This is a genomic window from Auritidibacter sp. NML100628, assembly GCF_003185985.1.
In the GTDB taxonomy this organism is placed as follows: domain Bacteria; phylum Actinomycetota; class Actinomycetes; order Actinomycetales; family Micrococcaceae; genus Auritidibacter; species Auritidibacter ignavus.
Window position 1 is genome coordinate 127,915 of record NZ_QHLP01000003.1, and the last position, 18,130, is coordinate 146,044.

At 56.3% G+C, this 18,130-nt stretch carries 18 protein-coding genes and 1 other RNA gene; 17 read left to right on the top strand and 2 right to left on the bottom strand.

What is annotated here, in order from left to right; translation table 11 throughout:
- Positions 1-176 precede the first annotated feature (176 nt).
- The 13 genes from DCC24_RS12025 to smpB all read left to right on the top strand — a co-directional run bounded on the left by DCC24_RS12025 (position 177) and on the right by smpB (position 10,777).
- Positions 177-488 carry a hypothetical protein gene (locus DCC24_RS12025; RefSeq protein ID WP_158524593.1) on the top strand — a complete coding sequence of 104 codons (312 nt, stop codon included), beginning with the start codon at positions 177-179 and terminating at the stop codon, positions 486-488.
- Between the two features lie 337 nt (positions 489-825).
- Positions 826-2,052 carry a CpaF family protein gene (locus tag DCC24_RS03930; RefSeq protein WP_110098619.1) on the top strand — a complete coding sequence of 409 codons (1,227 nt, stop codon included), beginning with the start codon at positions 826-828 and terminating at the stop codon, positions 2,050-2,052.
- On the top strand, positions 2,049-2,903 hold the full coding sequence (locus DCC24_RS03935; RefSeq protein ID WP_110098620.1) for a type II secretion system F family protein: 855 nt from the start codon (positions 2,049-2,051) through the stop codon (positions 2,901-2,903). Before DCC24_RS03930 ends, DCC24_RS03935 begins: the two co-directional genes overlap by 4 nt.
- Complete coding sequence (locus DCC24_RS03940) at positions 2,900-3,835, top strand: type II secretion system F family protein (protein ID WP_110098621.1); 936 nt, start codon at positions 2,900-2,902, stop codon at positions 3,833-3,835. Before DCC24_RS03935 ends, DCC24_RS03940 begins: the two co-directional genes overlap by 4 nt.
- A gap of 91 nt (positions 3,836-3,926) precedes the next feature.
- Positions 3,927-4,124, top strand: a complete 198-nt coding sequence (locus tag DCC24_RS03945) for a hypothetical protein (RefSeq protein WP_110098622.1) — start codon at positions 3,927-3,929, stop codon at positions 4,122-4,124.
- Between the two features lies 1 nt (position 4,125).
- Positions 4,126-4,530 (top strand): TadE family protein, encoded by a 405-nt coding sequence (locus DCC24_RS03950; protein WP_110098623.1) that lies wholly within the window; start codon positions 4,126-4,128, stop codon positions 4,528-4,530.
- Positions 4,508-4,954, top strand: a complete 447-nt coding sequence (locus DCC24_RS03955) for a TadE/TadG family type IV pilus assembly protein (RefSeq protein WP_146206276.1) — start codon at positions 4,508-4,510, stop codon at positions 4,952-4,954. Before DCC24_RS03950 ends, DCC24_RS03955 begins: the two co-directional genes overlap by 23 nt.
- A 25-nt stretch (positions 4,955-4,979) precedes the next feature.
- Positions 4,980-5,429 (top strand): hypothetical protein, encoded by a 450-nt coding sequence (locus DCC24_RS03960; RefSeq protein WP_110098625.1) that lies wholly within the window; start codon positions 4,980-4,982, stop codon positions 5,427-5,429.
- Between the two features lie 45 nt (positions 5,430-5,474).
- The gene (gene prfB / locus DCC24_RS03965) at positions 5,475-6,599 is read left to right on the top strand and encodes a peptide chain release factor 2 (RefSeq protein ID WP_110098626.1); all 1,125 of its coding nucleotides are present in this window, start codon (positions 5,475-5,477) and stop codon (positions 6,597-6,599) included.
- A 144-nt stretch (positions 6,600-6,743) separates the two neighbouring features.
- The gene (gene ftsE, locus DCC24_RS03970) at positions 6,744-7,547 is read left to right on the top strand and encodes a cell division ATP-binding protein FtsE (RefSeq protein WP_110098627.1); all 804 of its coding nucleotides are present in this window, start codon (positions 6,744-6,746) and stop codon (positions 7,545-7,547) included.
- On the top strand, positions 7,544-8,458 hold the full coding sequence (ftsX, locus tag DCC24_RS03975; protein ID WP_110098628.1) for a permease-like cell division protein FtsX: 915 nt from the start codon (positions 7,544-7,546) through the stop codon (positions 8,456-8,458). The genes ftsE and ftsX overlap by 4 nt, the downstream gene beginning before the upstream one ends.
- 59 nt (positions 8,459-8,517) lie before the next feature.
- The gene (locus DCC24_RS03980; RefSeq protein WP_110098629.1) at positions 8,518-10,128 is read left to right on the top strand and encodes a M23 family metallopeptidase; all 1,611 of its coding nucleotides are present in this window, start codon (positions 8,518-8,520) and stop codon (positions 10,126-10,128) included.
- 133 nt (positions 10,129-10,261) lie between these two features.
- A complete protein-coding gene (gene smpB / locus DCC24_RS03985) occupies positions 10,262-10,777 on the top strand; it encodes an SsrA-binding protein SmpB (protein WP_110098630.1) in 516 nt (171 codons plus the stop codon).
- A 120-nt stretch (positions 10,778-10,897) separates the two neighbouring features.
- Here smpB and DCC24_RS03990 read toward each other — a convergent pair whose 3' ends face one another.
- The gene (locus DCC24_RS03990) at positions 10,898-12,166 is read right to left on the bottom strand and encodes a transposase family protein (protein ID WP_233491973.1); all 1,269 of its coding nucleotides are present in this window, start codon (positions 12,164-12,166) and stop codon (positions 10,898-10,900) included.
- 195 nt (positions 12,167-12,361) lie between these two features.
- Here DCC24_RS03990 and ssrA point away from each other — a divergent pair.
- Positions 12,362-12,731, top strand: a transfer-messenger RNA (tmRNA) gene (gene ssrA, locus DCC24_RS03995).
- Between the two features lie 214 nt (positions 12,732-12,945).
- On the opposite strand, the gene brnQ is transcribed toward ssrA, so the two are convergent.
- Entirely contained in the window at positions 12,946-14,373 is a 1,428-nt protein-coding gene (brnQ, locus tag DCC24_RS04000; protein WP_183145568.1) for a branched-chain amino acid transport system II carrier protein, read from the bottom strand.
- Positions 14,374-14,659: 286 nt separating this feature from the next.
- Here brnQ and DCC24_RS04005 point away from each other — a divergent pair, with 286 nt between their 5' ends.
- The 3 genes from DCC24_RS04005 to DCC24_RS04015 all read left to right on the top strand — a co-directional run bounded on the left by DCC24_RS04005 (position 14,660) and on the right by DCC24_RS04015 (position 18,105).
- Positions 14,660-15,946 carry a helix-turn-helix domain-containing protein gene (locus DCC24_RS04005; RefSeq protein ID WP_110098633.1) on the top strand — a complete coding sequence of 429 codons (1,287 nt, stop codon included), beginning with the start codon at positions 14,660-14,662 and terminating at the stop codon, positions 15,944-15,946.
- Positions 15,947-16,015: 69 nt separating this feature from the next.
- Positions 16,016-17,539, top strand: a complete 1,524-nt coding sequence (locus DCC24_RS04010; protein WP_110098634.1) for an aldehyde dehydrogenase family protein — start codon at positions 16,016-16,018, stop codon at positions 17,537-17,539.
- Between the two features lie 104 nt (positions 17,540-17,643).
- Positions 17,644-18,105, top strand: coding sequence for a DUF779 domain-containing protein (locus DCC24_RS04015; protein ID WP_110098635.1), 462 nt, complete (start codon positions 17,644-17,646; stop codon positions 18,103-18,105).
- The last annotated feature ends 25 nt before the right edge of the window (positions 18,106-18,130 follow it).

An 18,130-nucleotide genomic window follows, 5' to 3' on the forward strand; every position in this document is an offset into this window, starting at 1 on the left:
TCCAGTACGGCTGGGGCCCTTAACTCTGGCAGCCGGGGATAGTGCGGGGAGACGAGACGAAAACTTGTCTGCCCTCTGGACAGAGTCTCTTGTGCCGGCCACTGCGATGAAACCGATCTCTCGTGCGACGTTTCGGCAGGTTGTGTTAGCGGGCTGTAGGTTGTCAACTGGGTGGTGTGCTGCGTCAGATGCACGCTAAAATCACGATCGAGCAGATACGGATCGTTGATTTGATAGTGCGCGTGCTGTCGGCCCACGGACAATGGTTCTCGTGTGACCGGCACAAGACGCCCGGCGTCAGGTCCGGTAGTAGTCACGAGATTCAACCCAGGATGATCTATCCGTTCCTTTGGTATTGCGTGGTCAGGCCGGGCAATCAGCCGCAGGACATGACCGGCCGAGGGCACATGCTCGCAGCACTGGGTGAGCTGAGTGTGATCGAGGTCCGCCAAGCGACGTTGCTCGAACCACAACTGGTAGTCCCGTAGCTGGGCTTCTGCGTGCTGTCTGATCAGCTGTTCCAATTCAGCACCGCCACCCGCGGGAAGGTTTTCAAGCACCCATCGGGGCGGTTGCGGAGTTGCTAGTCCGAAGAGCTCAAGAAGCATCGTCAATCCGGTGTGTCATGGGTTTCTGGTCGGTTCTATCTTCGTCGCCGGGTACGAATGCGTCGAGAGTATTTGTAAGACCTGTGGATAATATAAATTATCCAGAAATTTCAGGAACCACTGTTTTCTCAGCTCAATTTATTGTTTACAGTGAGTGGGGTCACAGTTTTGTGATGTCAGACGACAGTTTTGGTTGCTGAAGGGGAGCAATGATTCGATGGACGCTTTGCGCATACTGGAAACAGAAGTTCGCGAAGAGATACGCCGATCCAATATTGACCCTTCTAAAGATCTCACTGCAGTTCGAGACCTCGTCTACCACGTCACACAGAACTATGATGCGCGTTCACTGACAGGTAGCGTGCCGGTTTTGGCCGATCGTGAGGTTGCTCAAAAAGCCGTGCTAGACGCTGTCGCTGGTTTCGGACCGCTGCAACGGCTGCTGGACGATGATTCTGTCGAAGAAATCTGGATCAACTCTCCCGACCAAGTTTTCTGCGCTCGCGGTGGCACCACAGAGTTGACCAATGTCTCGTTGAGTGCGCAACAGGTTCGAGACTTGGTCGAGAAGATGCTGAAAAGTTCGGGGCGTCGACTCGACCTGTCCTCACCGTTCGTTGACGCTGCCTTACCCGACGGATCACGGCTCCACGTGGTTATTCCGGAGATTACGGCACAACACTGGGCCGTTAACATTCGAAAATTCGTTGTTCGAGCGCACAACCTTCAGGATTTGGTCCGTACCCGCTCGCTAACCGCTCAAGCCGCCATGTTTTTAGAGGCTGCCGTGACTGCCGGGCTGAACATTCTGGTGTCCGGTGCCACTCAAGCCGGGAAAACCACTCTGTTGAATTGTCTATCCGCTGCCATCGGGGCCAGAGAGCGAGTGATTACCGTTGAGGAGATCTTTGAACTGCAGATACCGGTTCGTGACGTGGTGAGCATGCAGTGTCGGCAGGCCAATCTGGAAGGTTATGGTGAGATTTCGTTGCGTCGCCTGGTAAAAGAAGCCCTGCGGATGCGTCCGGACCGGATTATTGTCGGAGAGGTCCGTGAGGCCGAAAGCTTGGACATGCTCATTGCGATGAACGCCGGACTGTCGGGAATGTGCTCGGTGCACGCCAACAGTGCCCAGGATGCACTCACCAAAATCTGCACGCTACCTTTATTGGCAGGGGACAATATCACCTCACAATTCGTGGTCCCGACGGTGACCAGTTGTTTTGACCTGGTGGTGCACTGTGAAAAAGACCGCCGAGGACAGCGACGGATAGCTGAGATCCGTGCGGTCGGGCAACGTGTCGAAGCCGGTGTGATCGAATCGGCTCCAGTCTTTCATCGACCAGAGCACGAACTAGTTTTTAACCCCAGCGGTTTGGTGGATAGCAAAAAGTTTCGTGACCACGGTATGGACGTCCGCGCTTTGATGGGCGCGAACGCATGAGCGTGTTGCTCGGGCTCATCCTAGGGGTCGGGCTACTCCTGATTTGGCTGTCATGGTGGGCCCAGCCTGCCCAGGAGAGTCGCAAGCCCTCTCGCGTGTCAGGACTTCAGAACCTGGTTATTCGTTCTGGGATCGAACGCATTACCGTCCCCACTGTCGTGGCTAGTTCGGCCATTTTGGCTTTGGTGGTGGGGCTGGTCATGATTGCCCTGACGAGAGCGGTTCCGTTGGGGATCTGCTTTGGACTCTTCGCAGCTCTGCTTCCATTTGGCATCTTGAAATCGTCAGCCAGAAAACGGCAAGCGACGATGCGCGAGGTATGGCCCGAGGCGGTAGACCATTTACGGTCCGCGATTCGTGCCGGATTGACGTTGCCCGAGGCGTTGTCACAATTGGCGATTCACGGTCCCGAAGAACTCAGACCCGCGTTGGAAGATTTCACCGCAGATTATCGGGCCGGAATGCGGTTCTCTGATGCCCTAACACGCCTTAAGGAGCGTCTGGCCGATCCAGTAGCCGATCGGCTGGCGGCATCGTTGATGATGACCCGGGATGTCGGTAGCGCAGATATTGGTGCAGTACTGGAGACCTTGGCGGACTTTTTGCGTGAAGAGGCACAAACTCGAGCTGAACTGGAAGCGCGACAGTCTTGGACTATCAACGGGGCGCGTCTGGCTGTGGTCGCGCCGTGGGTCGTGCTACTACTTTTGGCAACACAACCGCAGGCGTTGGCTGCTTATCAAACGATGGCAGGCATGCTCGTGTTGCTGTTCGGCGTGGTGGTTAGTGCCTTGTGCTATTGGCTAATGCGCAGGATTGGGGCTCTTCCGGCTGAGAGGAGAGTTTTATGAGCGTGCCAAGTTGGTTGGCCTTAGGGTGCGGGGCACTTTTAGGTACCGGTCTTGTATTGATCATGTTGGTCGTGTGGACAGGTGGGTCGCCCTCGCTAGTCCAGCGCGTCCAACCTCAGCTCCGGGGATTTGCTCCTGCGACGGCACCGGTGACGGCTCGGCCCAGTGGGGTCCTCGGTACGATCTACAAGTTGGCCGCCCCGTTGCTGGGTCGAGTGGCCAGACTGCTGGATATGATGAACCTCGGTTCTGACCAATTACAGAGAAAACTGTGGAGTGCTGGCCTCGAGATGACCGTGGCACAGTATCGCACAGAGCAACTCATGTATGCCCTACTTGGAGCATCCGCCGGAATGGTGGTCAGTATCGGGCTTGCCGTGAACTACTCACTCACGCCCCTGCTAGGCGTCATCGTGGTTCTTGGTCTTGGCGTCCTGGGTTTCTTCTTGCGGGATAATGTTCTCAGCTCCCAGGTATCTCGTCGCAAAGCCCGTATCTTGGCGGAGTTTCCCACCGTGACCGAACTAGTTGCTTTGTCAGTATCGGCCGGAGACACTGCACAGGGTGCCATCGAACGGGTGGCCAACTCCGCTGAGGGAGAGCTGGCTACCGAATTTGATCGCGTGATGCGAGATCTCCATGCCGGTTGCAGCTTCGCTACTGCCCTGCGGTCCTGTGACCACCGGGTCCAGATACCGGCCGTCGAACGATTCATCTCTGGGCTCTTGGTGGCCTTGGAACGCGGTACTCCGCTGTCGCAGGTCTTAAGGGCACAAGCCCATGATGTCCGTGAGATGTCGAAACGAAACTTGATGGAAGTCGCGGGCAAGAAAGAGATCGGCATGATGGCCCCATTGATCTTCGGCATCCTGCCTCTGACAGTCCTCTTTGCCGTCTATCCGGGCCTCTCGCTATTGAACCTCGGTGTTTGAGAGTTTCGAGCAATACAGACTAGATCACCCCCCAAAAAAGGAATGACCAGAAATCCACGACGAGTAAGTCACGACAAGAAGGAGACACACTATGAAGAGCCTGATTACGTTGATGATCTGGATGTCCAATTCACTCCAGCGCCTGGGACGAGATGAACGAGGAGATGTTCCAGGCTGGGTGATGATTACCCTGATGTCGGCTGTGCTGGTGGCTGGCCTGCTGGCACTTGCCGGCCCGGCTCTGGCAGACCTCTTCAACCAGGCGATCGATCAAGTTTCAACAAACTAAGATGTGGGAATCCACCGGTTCGTTGCGAGGTGAGCGTGGCTCCGCCGTGGCGGAATCAACCATGATCATCGCCGTCATTGCGGTGCTGATGGTTTCGATCATGCAACTAGCGGTCATTATTCACACGCGCAATACGATGATTGACGCGGCCTCAGCAGGCGCCCGTTATGCGGGGCTAGCTGATAAGTCCGTCAGCGACGGCGTGGAGCGGGCCGAGACGCTACTGACCGAGTCGATACCGGGGGCTTCGCAGGCTCAGGTGAGTGCTCAGGTTTCCGCAGTACCCGGTGGTGATGGAGCGGAGTTGATTACCATCACCGTCGAGCACGGCATCCCCATGGTCGGGTTCGTCGCCGCTCCTGTCACGTGGGAGGTGAGTGGCCATGCGTATAGCTTCACCCAATAGATGCGACCATCGCGCCGATGAGGGGTCTTCGACCGTGGAATTCACGGTACTTGCTGCCGTACTACTGGTGCCGGTGATCTATTTCTTAGTACTCATCGCCCAGATCCAATCCGCCGGCTACGCCACCGTTGCAGCGGCTGATCAGGGCGTGAGAATGCTTGCGCAGGCTTCGGACGATGAACAGGGCGAGCAACGAGCCAGAGCCAGCATTGAGCGAACCGTGGAGGATTACGGCGTTGATCCAGACCAAATTACCGTCGCCATTCACTGCTCACCTGACAGTTGCACCGCTCCGGGCTCACTAGCGCAGATCGAAATATCCACTAGTGTGGGTCTTCCGCTGGTTCCCAGTATCTTGGGTAACCCGACCAGCGTGGCCACGTTGAACTCAGTCGCTGACTATCAAGTGGGTGAATTTGAGTAAGATACTAGCTCGATGGCGTGTCCGAATGTGCGAAGATTCAGGACAGACCAGCATTTTGCTGATGGGGATATGCGCCGTCTTGTTGTCCTGTGCGGTCACGATCTTGGCAATCACGCAGGTCAATCTCCAGTCGCGCAAGCTCCTATCGACCGCCGACACTGTGGCATCCGTGGCGGCCGCCGACTTTCGTCTTGATACACCTGCCATCTCAGAACCCAATAGCAACAGCGTGGTAACCCAAACGCCAAGACTCAATGCCCGGTCGGCCCGGGGTCGGGTTGAAGACTATCTCAATTCTTCGGGGGCCTACCAGCGGTTCGGCGACCTTGACGTCGTCGATGTCCGAGTCCTTGGCGGGGATACAGTGGTGGTGGAGTTGACCGCACGGGCGGAGGTCCCGGTGGTGAGTTGGTTTCTTCCCGATGGGGTAGAGGTGCACGCAGAGTCCAGCGCTCGCACCAGTCTGCAACGCTGAGCCGTTTTCTGCCCTCCGGCTCAGATGACGTAGGCTTGGAGGGTCATGGCTGAAATTGATTTCCCCGCCGAGATCGCGGGTCTACGTTCTACCTATGCCTCGATTGCGGAAGTCTCCGACTTGCCGCAGATTCGCGCTGACGTCGAGGAGCTATCCCGTCAGGCCGCGGCACCTGATCTATGGGACAACCCTGATGAGGCTCAAAAAATCACCTCCAAGCTCTCGCGGCGTCAGCACGAACTGGAACGGTTGACCACCATGGAATCACGCATTGACGATCTCGAAGTCATGGTGGAATTGGCCAGGGAAGAGTCAGAACCGGCCATTTTGGATGACGCGGCCAGTGAACTCTCCAGCATCCGCGATGCACTTAGCCAGCTAGAAACTGTCACGCTACTCAACGGTGAATATGATGAGCGCGAGGCGGTGGTGACTGTTCGTTCCGGTGCCGGTGGTGTGGATGCTGCCGACTTCGCCGAGATGCTGATGCGAATGTATTTGCGCTGGGCCGAACGCCACGGGTACCCGACCAAGGTGATGGACACCTCTTATGCCGAAGAAGCTGGGATGAAGTCGGCAACTTTTGAGGTCAATGCTGAATACGCATATGGAACGTTATCGGTTGAAGCCGGAACGCACCGTTTGGTCCGTATTTCTCCTTTCGACAACCAGGGACGTCGACAGACCTCCTTCGCCGCGGTTGAAGTCGTGCCGGTGATTGAATCCGATGACTCGCTGGAGATTCCCGAGACAGAGCTGAAGATCGATGTGTTCCGTTCCTCAGGCCCTGGTGGTCAGTCGGTCAACACCACCGACTCTGCGGTGCGTATGACCCATATTCCCACCGGGATCGTGGTGTCGATGCAGAACGAGAAGTCTCAGATTCAAAACCGCGCTGCTGCCCTGCGGGTCTTGCAGTCGCGGTTGCTGTTGCTACGCCAGCAGGAAGAAGATGCCAAGAAGAAAGAACTCGCCGGTGACGTAAAAGCCAGCTGGGGTGATCAAATGCGCTCTTATGTGCTCAATCCCTATCAGATGGTGAAAGATCTGCGGACCGGGCACGAGGAAGGTAACCCCGATAAGGTCTTCAACGGCGAAATTGATGACTTCATCGATGCTGGCATCCGGTGGCGTGCCGGTGACCGGCATGACGGCGAGGACGAGAACTAGTCGACTTCGGCGACACAGCATCTCTCATGGCTCAGCCTCCCACAACGGTTACCAATTCGTGACTATTCTTGAAGGGCCGGCGCTGGAAGACTTCCCCGATTAGGCCACACCGCCGGCGGGTATTCTGCCCGGTCGGAGTAGAACATGATTCGATTCGAAGATGTCACGAAGGTTTATCACCGTACCTCGCGACCAGCACTCGAAGACGTGACCGTTGAAATAGAACGCGGTGAGTTCGTCTTCTTAGTTGGTGCCTCCGGATCCGGTAAATCAACTTTTATCCGACTGGTCCAGCGAGAAGAACGTGCAAGCTCCGGTTCCGTCTACGTCTCAGGAAAAAACGTCGCCAAACTGCCGAGCTGGCGGGTTCCTCACCTGCGACGCGGTTTGGGCGTGGTCTTTCAGGACTTTCGGTTGTTGCCGAACAAAACCGTGTTTGCCAACGTGGCCTTTGCAATGCAAGTGTTAGGCAAACGTAATGCCTTGATCAGCCAAAACGTGCCCGATGTGCTCGAGACCGTGGGGTTGGCGGGGAAAGAGAAGCGGATGCCACACGAGCTATCCGGTGGTGAGCAACAGCGCGTGGCGATTGCTCGTGCGGTTGTGAACCGCCCGGCGATTCTGTTGGCCGATGAGCCCACCGGTAACCTCGACCCCGAAACGTCCTGGGGAATTATGGAAGTTCTGGACAAGATCAACCAGAACGGCACTACCGTGGTGATGGCGACCCACGATCACGACATCGTTAACTCGATGAAAAAGCGTGTGGTGGAACTTGTGGATGGTCGTATTGTGCGTGATGAAGCCGAAGGCGGTTACTCTCCCTCCATTAGTCCTGAACACGAGCGCCAGCTGCAGGCCTATGGAGATGACCAGCCGATGCCACGTCGTGCCACACGGCGCGGTGAGGCAGTTCAGGAACAGGTCGTCCAGGAGGGTCAGCAGTGAGAGTTAGGTTTATTTTCGGCGAGACTTTCTCTGGTATTCGCCGAAACCTCTCGATGGTCATCTCGGTCATTCTGGTGACTTTTGTGTCCCTGACCTTCGTCGGAGCCGCCGGTCTCCTTCAGCAACAAATTAACCAGATGAAGGGCTATTGGTACGACCGGGTTGAAGTGGCGATCTTCTTGTGTACCGAAAATTCCCTGTCGGCGGCCTGTTCGGCGGGCGCGGTGACCGATGAACAACGCCAGGCCATTGAAGACCAGCTCGAATCGCCGCAAGCAGCAGAGTATGTCGACAGCTACGAGTACGAGTCTCAAGAGATGGCGTTGGAGATTTTCCAAGAGCAGTTTGCCAACTCCGAAATGGCTGAGGTAGTCACGGCTGACCAGCTCCCGGAATCATTCCGGGTGAAATTGGTAGACCCCGAACAATACGAAGTGATCAACGAGATGTTCGCCAATATGCCGGGCGTTGAGGAGGTCTCAGATCAGCGAGAATTGCTGGAGTCGTTATTTGCAATCATGAACATCGCCTCAGTCGTTGCGGTCGGACTGGCCGTGGTGATGTTGGTGACAGCAACGCTTTTGATCGCGACCACCATCCGGCTCTCCGCCTTCTCCCGCCGACGCGAGACCGGGATTATGCGCTTGGTCGGCGCCTCCAAATCCATGATCCAACTCCCGTTTCTGGCAGAAGGTGTGTTGGCGGCGGTCCTTGGCGCGGTGCTGGCATCGGTGACGACGTGGGCACTGGCAGAGTTCTTTGTTGGTAACTGGTTGGCCACCCAATATCCAGACACTGGCTTTATATCCGGGCAAGATGCCCTCGTTCTCATACCATTGTTGATAGTGATTGCCGTGGTTCTGGCTGCGGTCTCGTCCTGGTTGACATTGCGGCGATACCTCAAGGTCTAGCTCGGCAGTGGCCTGCTTGAGTCCTTCGTCTTCCCCCGTTCCGTGAAGGAGTACTTTTCATGAGCCGTAACCGGCTACCTCTGTGTGTTATTGCGACTGGCTTGATGGCGGTGCTGACAGTCAGCAGTATCGCGCCAGCCCATGCGCAGGACAAGGTCGATGAGTTGCAACAGCAGCTGGACGAATCGCGTCAGCAGGAATCAGACTTGTCTGATTCCTTGTCGGATTTGGAAAGCCAAAAGCAAAAACTGGAGTCTGACCGGGGCGACTTGAATGCCAACCTGGAAGGGCTCGATGAGGACATCCGGAAAAAGGTCACGGAGCTCAACGAGTTGCAAGAGCAGTTGCCCGGTGCGCAACAGGCTGTTGAAGACGCAGAGTCTCGAGTGCAAGCTGCCGTGGATGAAGTGCAGTCGCTCAAGAGTCGATTGACCTCAGCCCAGCAACGTCGTCAGGAAATTCAGGCCGAGATCGATGACTCGGAACAACAGGTTGCACAAGCGCGCGAGGAAGTTGGCCAGATTGCCCACCAGGCCTACCGGCGTGGCGGGGTCTCGCAAGATCTGTCGTTTATGCTCGGTGTTTCTGATTCCTCCCTGCCCGAGACTATGGGACTGACTCAGCAGGCGCTACGCATCCAATCCTCACGGTCTTCCCAGGCCTCCCAGCAGGCAGCCACCGACCGTAATACGGACGCACGTCTCGCCGGTGTGGAACAAGAAATCGAAGAGCTACAGGCACAGGCCGAGGAAGCTCTCGAAGCTGAAGAAAAAGCCCGTGACGAGGCTCGAGCCGCAAAGAAGGAGTTGGACACGATGGTGTCCGACACCGAGCGGCTCACGGAAGAACTGAAGGCCGAACGTCCGAAGATTCAGAAGCAGATCGACGAGAACCGCGCCGAGCAATCTTCGGTGAACGAAGACATCGCTCAGCGTCAGCGTGAGTTGCTCGATCAAGAATCAGCAACCTCGGACTTAGAAGGCCAATACCAAGAGGCAGTCGAAGAGGCTGAACGCAAACGCAAGGAAGCAGAAGAAGCGGAACGTAAGGCTCGTGAAGCAGAGGAACGAGCAGCGGCCGCTAAGGCGTCGGAACGTCAGCGCAAGGAGGCTGAAGAAGCACGGAAAAAGGCCGAAGAAGCCTCTAAGGCCTCGCGTGACGCAGACCAAAAAGTCACAGAAGAGGCTGCGGCCAACGAGTCGTCCAAATCATCGGGCTCCTCGGGATCCTCGAAACCTTCCAGCAGTTCCTCGGCGTGGGGTCTGGTTCCTCCCCTCAATACCTACCAGACTTCTGGATTTGGGTGGCGTCCCACCCCAGCCGGAACTTTTGACTATGGAGGAGCTGGCGGATACGTTCACACCGGAATCGACTATGGCGGTGGCTGTGGTCTACCGATCAAGGCCGCCGCGTCCGGCACGGTCATGAACGCTGACTGGGCCGTGTGGACCTCGGGTCGTCGCGTCGTCATTTCGCACGGGCAGGTTAACGGTCGGCTATTGGCCACAAAGTACCATCACATGACCCGTTACGTCGTCAGTCCAGGTCAGAAGGTCAACCAGGGTGACGTCATCGGTTATACCGGCACAACCGGTAACTCCACCGGGTGCCATTTGCACTTTGAAACGCTGTTAGACGGGACCGCGGTTGACCCCGAGGGCTTGCTCTAACTATTTCCACGTCGCGACCCTCTCTGACCCGTTAGATGACTTCGGAGAGGGCCGACGTGTATAATTTTTGGGTTGATCGACAAGATGTGCCCGGTATGTTCAACGAGATCTTGGGGAAGAGGTGAGGCTGACGATGGCGAAGAAATCGAACGGGAAAAAAACACCTGACCCCAATAGCCAGGTTGTTGCCTCGAACCGGAAAGCTCGTCACAACTACACGATCAAAGATACCTATGAAGCCGGGCTGTCTCTGATGGGAACTGAGGTTAAATCACTACGCGAGGGACAAGCCTCGATTGGTGATGGGTTCGCCCAGTTTACCAATGGTGAGCTCTACCTCGAACAGGTCTACATTCCTGAATACCTCAACGGTTCTTGGACGAACCATGCATCGCGACGCCGGAGAAAATTGCTACTACACCGTGCAGAATTGAATCGGCTTGAGCGCGCTGTCCAGGACAAAGGCGTTACCATTGTGCCACTTAAGCTCTATTTTAAGAATGGTATCGCCAAGGTAGAGATCGCCGTTGCCGAGGGTAAGCGTGACTTTGACAAGCGCCAAGCACTTCGTGAGCAGCAAGATGCGCGTGAGGCACAACGAGCGATGCGGCAAGCCAACCGGCGCGGGGTCTCCGCGTTGGAGTTTTAGCTCTTTGCAGAAGAACACAGCTCCCGGGCAATCAGGGAGCTCGCGTGACCGGGGTGCCTCATGTCAAGATCCCCGCGAAAGGTAGGCCGTGCCTCAGACAAATAATCCCCGGATGTTCGATTAGCTGGCGCGGCGGTGGATCTTGATGCCAGCAGGGTGTGGTGGCCGATCAGCGGCGTCAAGTTCGCGTTGGAGTTGGCGGGTTTTAGCAGCAGCTAAGCGGATGAGTTGCTGCTGGATGGCATCAATTTCGGTGGCCATTGCCGCAGGGTCCAGACTGGCCTTGTAAGCAGCGAGTTGTTGGTGTTGTGCCGGGCTGAGGATCCCCGACGCCACAAGGCGCTGATAGGGCGAGGTGGGCTGATCATAGACTCGTTGGCGGCGGCCCACCGCGTCGGTGGTCCAGCCGGTGGGTTTTTTGGTTGGCGTGAAGAAATTCAGTCGATCATTGACCAGTGGCCATAACCGCTGTAACAGCGCCAGTTCCTCGGCGGTGTCGTAGCGGTAGTAGAACCCGTATTTGCGCACCGCGTGATGGTTCTTGGATTCGATGGTGGCTTGGTCGTTTTTCTGATAGGGCCGGCCACGGGTGAAAAACACTTTGTGGTCGGCGGACCAGTCCAACAGGTCGTAGTTCATGAATTCACTGCCGTTGTCGAAGTCCATGGCGGTGACCAGGTACGGGATCGCGTCTACAAAGTTGGTGCAGGCGGCCACAACGTGTTTCGCAGCGTTATTGCGGATCGCGGTGGTGTAGACCCAGCCGATGCGCACATCGGTGAAATTGACACTGCGCACAAATTCGCCTTTGAGCGTGGGCCCGCAGTGGGCCACCGTGTCGACTTCAAACAGTCCGGGTTCGTCGTCGAGCTCGTCACCGGCTTTACGAATCGTGATCGAATTGCGCAACAGGCTATCGGGTTTGGTAGCGGCTTTGCCTCGGATCGGATCCTTGGCCCGCACCGGTTGCAAATACCGGTCAATCGTGGCAGCACTCATCGCCAATAACTCTGCTCGTACTGTGGCGCTGTAGCGGTTGTGACCGGCCACCAGCCCACCGTAGGCCTCCAGGCCTTCGAGCCAATCAGCCATCGAGGCAGCCAAATATTTGCCCGATAACCCACCCGAGACCGACCACACCGACTGCAAGACTTTCACGGCGTCATAGGAGTATTTGCGGGCCTTGGTCTTGCGCCGATCGATGACCGCCACCGTCGCGGTGGCCCGACCCTTAGGCTGAGCTAATCGGCGCTTGAGCTGCTGACGGGCATGATCCCGGTGCCAGCCAGTCAGCTCCACCACCGTATCCAGAATCTGACCCTTGACCTTCTTGGAAGCCGCAGCATACCTGGCCGCATAGTGCTTGGTGACTTCAATCCGAGTCTGCATCGAAACATCCTTATGCGTCATACCCCATCGTCGCCCCACCCCAGCCCACCGGTAAAGACATTTCGCGGGGAAAACTACCTGAGGCACGGCCCCTGCCTACGCGGGGACTTTCTATGAGTCTCGTCGGTGACTTGCGGGCGGACTTTCGACGGGTTATTCTGGTGTATCCACGATTTCGTGGAACATAATCGAAGAGGGGACGATCGGTTTCGACGATGTGAGTTGAGGTAAGGGAAGCGTGCCGAGGACGCAAAGTCATCTCGTAAACGCCCTTTGCAATCAATTAAGTGCCGAATCTAAGCGCACTGACTTCGCTCTCGCTGCCTAATCAGTGATCGAGTCCGTCAGCCCGGGAATGCTATCGGCCCGGTGTCTGGCGTCGATTAGATAGCCACTGTTCGTTGACCCTGTCGGGGGAATCAACGAAGACCTGAAGCCGACTAGACCTGAATGATCGCCTGTCTGTGGGACGATCGAGGTCGATAAAACTTCAGAACAGACTGCGCACGGAGAAGCCTACTGAAGTTCACATCGGACCCGGGTTCGATTCCCGGCGTCTCCACCCTAGGCCCGCTAACTCGTTGAGTTGGCGGGCTTTTTCGTTGCACATAAAGGGAAGTAGCGGAATCACGCTCATCCTCAAACAAAGGGTCCACGTTCGACATGTCACGGATTGCAGGGAAGAACTCGGCAGGATGGGGGCTAACTGGGAATAAGACGACCGAGCCCCGCTCATGTCATCGATTTGTGAACAGGGTCTTTGCGTCAAAGGCGAGCCTCTAGGAGCGATTCAGTGCCTGGCTCGTGTCGGACGATGGCGTCTCATCTCTTTGGAGAGGGTCGCGGATTTCTCCTGAGACGAGGTCATCATCTCGGGTCAGGCCGCGCTGCATATCGAAGATGAAGGCAATGGTTGCTGCCACGACGGTGGGGACCATCCATCCCAGTCCCGCTGAGAACAACGGGATGATCGCCAGTGGCTCGGCCAGGACCTCAGCACCGAACAGATTGTTGGACACGATCAGATCAAGGGCCGAGAAGATCAGCGCGACATAGACACCGGTGCGGTAGGTCAGTGGTAACTGGCGACGCGGGACCAGCAGGTGGACCAAGCTGGTGACGATTAAGGCTATTGCGGGTGGGTAGATCAGTCCGATGATGGGTGTCGAGAACGTCAGGATGCGTTCCAGGCCGAGATTAGCAAGAGTGAATGCGATCACGGTGAAGATCATTGCCCAGCTACGGTAGGACAGCTGGGGGAGTAGTTCTTCAAAGAACGACGCTGAGGCAGCAATCAGACCAACCGCGGTGGTCAGGCATGCCAGCAGAACCACAGCGGAGAAGATGATGTCTCCGGTCAATCCCAAAGTCAGCTTCGACGCGCTGGACAGAATTTCTGCGCCATCGGAATAACTTTCTTTATTCGGCATGCGCGTGCCCATAAAGCCCAGACCGAGGTAAACCAGCATGAGGAAGAAGCCGGCGATACAGGCCGAGATTGCGCTGAGCTTTACCACTCTCTTGTGGTTGGTTATGCCAGCAGCGCCGAAGCTGGAGACCACCACGATGGCGAATGCCAGAGCGGCAATGGAATCCATGGTGAAGTAGCCCTGAAGAATTCCGGCGATCAGCGGGCTGGAAGCGTATTCCTCGGTGGGAGCTACCGGGGGATTATTCATGGACGCAATAACGGCGATGGTCATCACGGTCAACAGAATGAGCAGGGCGGGGGTGAGGACTTTACCCAAGGAGTCGGCCACCTTGCCTGGGAATAGCACAATGACGAACGCGACGGCAAAGAAGAGCCCGGTAAAGAACACGCGCCAGCCTGTACCGGATAGTCCAAAGGTGGATTCAATGCCGAGTTCGTAACCGATCGCTGCCACGCGTGGCATGGCGTAAAACGAACCGATGGAGAGATAGACAACCACTGAGAAGATGACACCGAAAATGACGCCAGCTCGAGAGGCCATATCCCTGACGCCGGAACCAGACACTGCGACAGCAATGATCGTGATGACCGGTAGGACCACGCCGGCCACCAGGAAGCCGGTGATTGCAGGCGCAAACCGATCGCCGGACTCGATACCGAGCATGGGAGGGAAGATCAGGTTCCCGGCCCCAAAAAACATCGAGAACAACATCAAACCAACGGCGAATACTGTTGTGACGGTTTTCTTCGACGACAATGTGGTCGGTGAAGCCATAGATGGGGCCATCCTTGAGCGTCTGAGGTGCAGTGACTCACCTTAGGATAATGTCTGGTGGCTCACGCTACTGATATTGGTAGCTAGATTTCCCGACGTCTCGAATTGGTTAGAGGGTCAGTGGAGCAGTTGGCCTACGTGTCCATCGAATAATGTGTCCGGTCAGTACAGCTAACTAGCTTCACCTGTCTCGATCTGGGAGTCGGTCTTGTCAAGGGGTATTTGACTCACCTAGAGTATGTGATGATGATCACATTCAAGCGCTCTTCTTTGAGGTGGGTCTCAGATGAGAGAAGGACTGGTCGCAAACGGTGGTCTGAGTTACCGCGGACTACCTCCGGAGTTGGAAGCCTCGTGGCGTCGCTCTCGCGCTCATTCTCTTGACGCCGAGTCGACTGACGCCCCGTTGTTCTACGACGGGCTGAAGTTGGATGACTATCGAAGAAACCACCCCCTTGCTGCTCTGTTACCAATGGTGCGGAGTGTGTTGACGGACTCCGTGGCTGAGTCAGGGTTAATTGTGGCCGTCGTCGATTACGCCGGCACCTTACTCTGGGTGGAGGGCGACCACCACACGCGGACTCTCGCGGAGGATCTATCCTTCGGTCCTGGCGCTAATTGGGCGGAGCAAAGCATGGGCACGTCCGCCCCTGCGGTTGCTTTAGTCACCGGACGTCCCGTTCAAGTGGCACGAACACAACATTTTGCCCTCCATATCCAATGCTTCTCGTGCACAGCAGTCCCTGTTCGCGACCCGATTACCGGAAAGATCTTAGGGGCCCTGGACATTACGGGCGGTGATCGTGCCGTTGCCGGGCATGCGCTGGCGTTGATGAAAGCCACCGGATTAGCTTGCGAAGGATACCTGCGAGAGCTCTACGCGGACCGCATGCCAACGTGTCTCTATCACGGTGGGGTGCAGGCGGGGCTTGGGCCCACGACACTAAGTGCGGTCGGTCGAGCCAAGCCCTTGCTGGTCGATGGTGCGGGAAATGCCGTAGAGCTGAGCCAACGTCATGCGGAAATTCTTTTCTTGTTGTGCTGGGAGGCACATCAGCGCGGTCGAGGCATGAGCGCGGAAGAGCTGAGTGAGCAACTTTTCGGCTCTGGTGAGCACGTGGTCACGGTGCGCGCTGAAATGACCCGCTTGCGAAAATTCCTAGCTGCGCGACCGGCGCTTGCTGTTGAAGTCGAGTCTCGACCCTATCGGCTTGTGGCGTCGCTGGAGCTTGATGTCGTGGAACTATGGAACGCCTTGCGCTCTGGTGATCTTGACCAGGCGTTGGGTTTCGGCAGTCAATCGTTCTTGCCAGAGAGTGGCGCGCCGGGGGTATTTGAGGTGCGCCATCGAGTGGCGACGTGGTTACGAGAGCTCGTTCTGGAGAGAGCCAATGCCGAGCAAGTGCTGAAGTATCTCGATACGTGTCACGACGAGGAAGACGAGCAAGTCATGATGCTTGCACTCAAAATTCTGCCCGAGCAGCATCCGCGCCGAACGGAAATTGTCTTGAACCTCGAGCGCACTGGTGAAATCGACGGGATGCGTTGCAACCCGCCTGCAACCGGCATGTGATTAGGATCATATTCAAGGAGTCTCTGAAGAGTAACCGTAACAACGGACTCCCGTTTTTAGGAGGTCAGGATGACACAATATGCACACCCCGGCCAGCCTGGCGCGCTGGTGGAATTTAAATCACGATACGACCATTACATCGGTGGCGAGTGGGTTGCACCAGTCAAAGGTCAGTACTTCGAGAATATTACTCCAGTGACCGGCAAAGTCTTCACCGAGGTCGCTCGCGGAACCGCGGAGGACATTGACGTCGCGATCGATGCGGCACAAGCTGCAGCATCAGCGTGGGGCAAAGCCTCGGCGGCCGAACGGGCCGGAGTTCTGTTGAAGATCGCGGACCGGATGGAGCAACATCTTGAAGAGCTTGCGGTGGCTGAGACCTGGGATAATGGTAAAGCCATCCGAGAACCCCTAAACGCAGATCTTCCCTTGGCGATTGACCACTTCCGCTATTACGCAGGGGCGATACGCGCTCAAGAGGGTCGGCTGTCCCAAATTGACGATGACACCACCGCGTATCATTTTCACGAACCGCTGGGCGTTGTCGGGCAAATCATTCCCTGGAACTTCCCGCTGTTGATGGCGGTGTGGAAACTGGCTCCAGCGCTGGCAGCAGGAAACGCTGTCGTGCTCAAGCCAGCTGAGCAAACTCCGGCTTCGATTCTGGTGCTGTTGGAGTTAATTGGGGACCTGCTGCCTGCGGGGGTCGTCAACGTGGTCAATGGATTTGGGCTGGAAGCCGGTAAGCCATTGGCTTCGAATCCGCGGATTCGAAAGATTGCTTTTACCGGCGAGACCACCACAGGTCGACTCATCATGCAGTATGCGTCAGAAAACATTATCCCCGTAACCCTGGAGCTAGGTGGTAAGTCCCCAAATATTTTCTTCGAGGACGTGATGGCTGCCGATGATGCGTTCTTCGACAAAGCACAAGAAGGGTTTGTGCTCTTTGCACTCAATCAGGGCGAAGTCTGCACCTGCCCGTCTCGAGCGCTCGTGCAGGAATCGATCGCCGATGACTTCTTGGAGCAGGCGGTAGCTCGCACTCAGCGCATTAGTCACGGTGACCCGCTCAATTCGGACACGGTCATTGGTGCACAGGCTTCCAATGATCAGCTCGAGAAGATCCTGTCTTACCTGGACATTGGAGTTAAGGAAGGCGCGGAAGTCCTGACGGGCGGTGGCCGTGCTGAACTGGACGGAGACCTCGCGGAGGGGTTCTATGTCCAACCCACTATCTTTAAAGGGAAGAATGATATGCGTGTCTTCCAGGAAGAGATCTTCGGTCCTGTCGTCGCTGTCACGACCTTCGCGGATTACGACGAGGCAATCTCGATTGCAAATAACACGCTCTACGGTTTGGGCGCTGGCGTGTGGTCGCGGAATGGTACGAGAGCCTATCGGGCTGGTCGAGATATTCAAGCGGGCCGTGTGTGGGTGAATAATTATCACAGTTATCCGGCCCACTCGGCCTTTGGCGGGTATAAGTCCTCCGGTATTGGACGCGAAACGCACCTGATGATGTTGGAGCATTACCAACAAACGAAGAACCTATTGGTGTCCTATTCCGATTCCGCTTTAGGTTTCTTCTAAACGCGAGCGAAAGCAACTGAGTGAACAAGACCGGGCCTGCGGATGCTGTGGCGTTCTGGGCCCGGTCAACGCTTCTGTGAAGCATACCCTGAAAGGAGGGCACCATGTCGTCACATAGCGACACTGCCGAGAAGAACGCGGACCCAGAGATATTTTTGGTCGCCCGCCCAGAAATAAGCGGAGAAGATTTTTCCCGGGTATCGATGACTCGATCTGCCTTTGAGCTGTTGCAAAAGCTTTGGGCTTTTCATGGTCCCCTGCTGTTTCACCAGTCAGGCGGATGTTGTGATGGCTCCTCGCCGATGTGTTTCCCGATCGGAGATTTTAAGACGGGCGCCTCAGACGTTTTACTGGGCACGTTCGAGATGTCCGGCCCGCCAGGTGAAGGCCACCGACCTGACCGCGAAGGTCAGACGCTACCGTTCTGGATATCCGCTGAACAGTTTCAGGTCTGGAAACATACTCGGCTGTGTTTAGATGTTGTCGACGGCCGTGGCGCAGGCTTCTCGGTGGAAGCCCCGGAAGGCAAACGGTTCTTGATCCGTTCGAATTTATTGGATCAGTAGCGCTTGGCAACGTTGCGAATCTTTG

Coding starts and splice junctions, on each gene's coding strand:
- DCC24_RS03930 (WP_110098619.1), top strand. CDS start 826: ATGGACGCTTTGCGCATACTGGAAACAGAAGTTCGCGAAGAGATACGC.
- DCC24_RS03935 (WP_110098620.1), top strand. CDS start 2,049: ATGAGCGTGTTGCTCGGGCTCATCCTAGGGGTCGGGCTACTCCTGATT.
- DCC24_RS03940 (WP_110098621.1), top strand. CDS start 2,900: ATGAGCGTGCCAAGTTGGTTGGCCTTAGGGTGCGGGGCACTTTTAGGT.
- DCC24_RS03945 (WP_110098622.1), top strand. CDS start 3,927: ATGAAGAGCCTGATTACGTTGATGATCTGGATGTCCAATTCACTCCAG.
- DCC24_RS03950 (WP_110098623.1), top strand. CDS start 4,126: ATGTGGGAATCCACCGGTTCGTTGCGAGGTGAGCGTGGCTCCGCCGTG.
- DCC24_RS03955 (WP_146206276.1), top strand. CDS start 4,508: ATGCGTATAGCTTCACCCAATAGATGCGACCATCGCGCCGATGAGGGG.
- DCC24_RS03960 (WP_110098625.1), top strand. CDS start 4,980: ATGTGCGAAGATTCAGGACAGACCAGCATTTTGCTGATGGGGATATGC.
- prfB (WP_110098626.1), top strand. CDS start 5,475: ATGGCTGAAATTGATTTCCCCGCCGAGATCGCGGGTCTACGTTCTACC.
- ftsE (WP_110098627.1), top strand. CDS start 6,744: ATGATTCGATTCGAAGATGTCACGAAGGTTTATCACCGTACCTCGCGA.
- DCC24_RS03980 (WP_110098629.1), top strand. CDS start 8,518: ATGAGCCGTAACCGGCTACCTCTGTGTGTTATTGCGACTGGCTTGATG.
- smpB (WP_110098630.1), top strand. CDS start 10,262: ATGGCGAAGAAATCGAACGGGAAAAAAACACCTGACCCCAATAGCCAG.
- DCC24_RS03990 (WP_233491973.1), bottom strand. CDS start 12,166: ATGCAGACTCGGATTGAAGTCACCAAGCACTATGCGGCCAGGTATGCT.
- brnQ (WP_183145568.1), bottom strand. CDS start 14,373: ATGGCTTCACCGACCACATTGTCGTCGAAGAAAACCGTCACAACAGTA.
- DCC24_RS04005 (WP_110098633.1), top strand. CDS start 14,660: ATGAGAGAAGGACTGGTCGCAAACGGTGGTCTGAGTTACCGCGGACTA.
- DCC24_RS04010 (WP_110098634.1), top strand. CDS start 16,016: ATGACACAATATGCACACCCCGGCCAGCCTGGCGCGCTGGTGGAATTT.
- DCC24_RS04015 (WP_110098635.1), top strand. CDS start 17,644: ATGTCGTCACATAGCGACACTGCCGAGAAGAACGCGGACCCAGAGATA.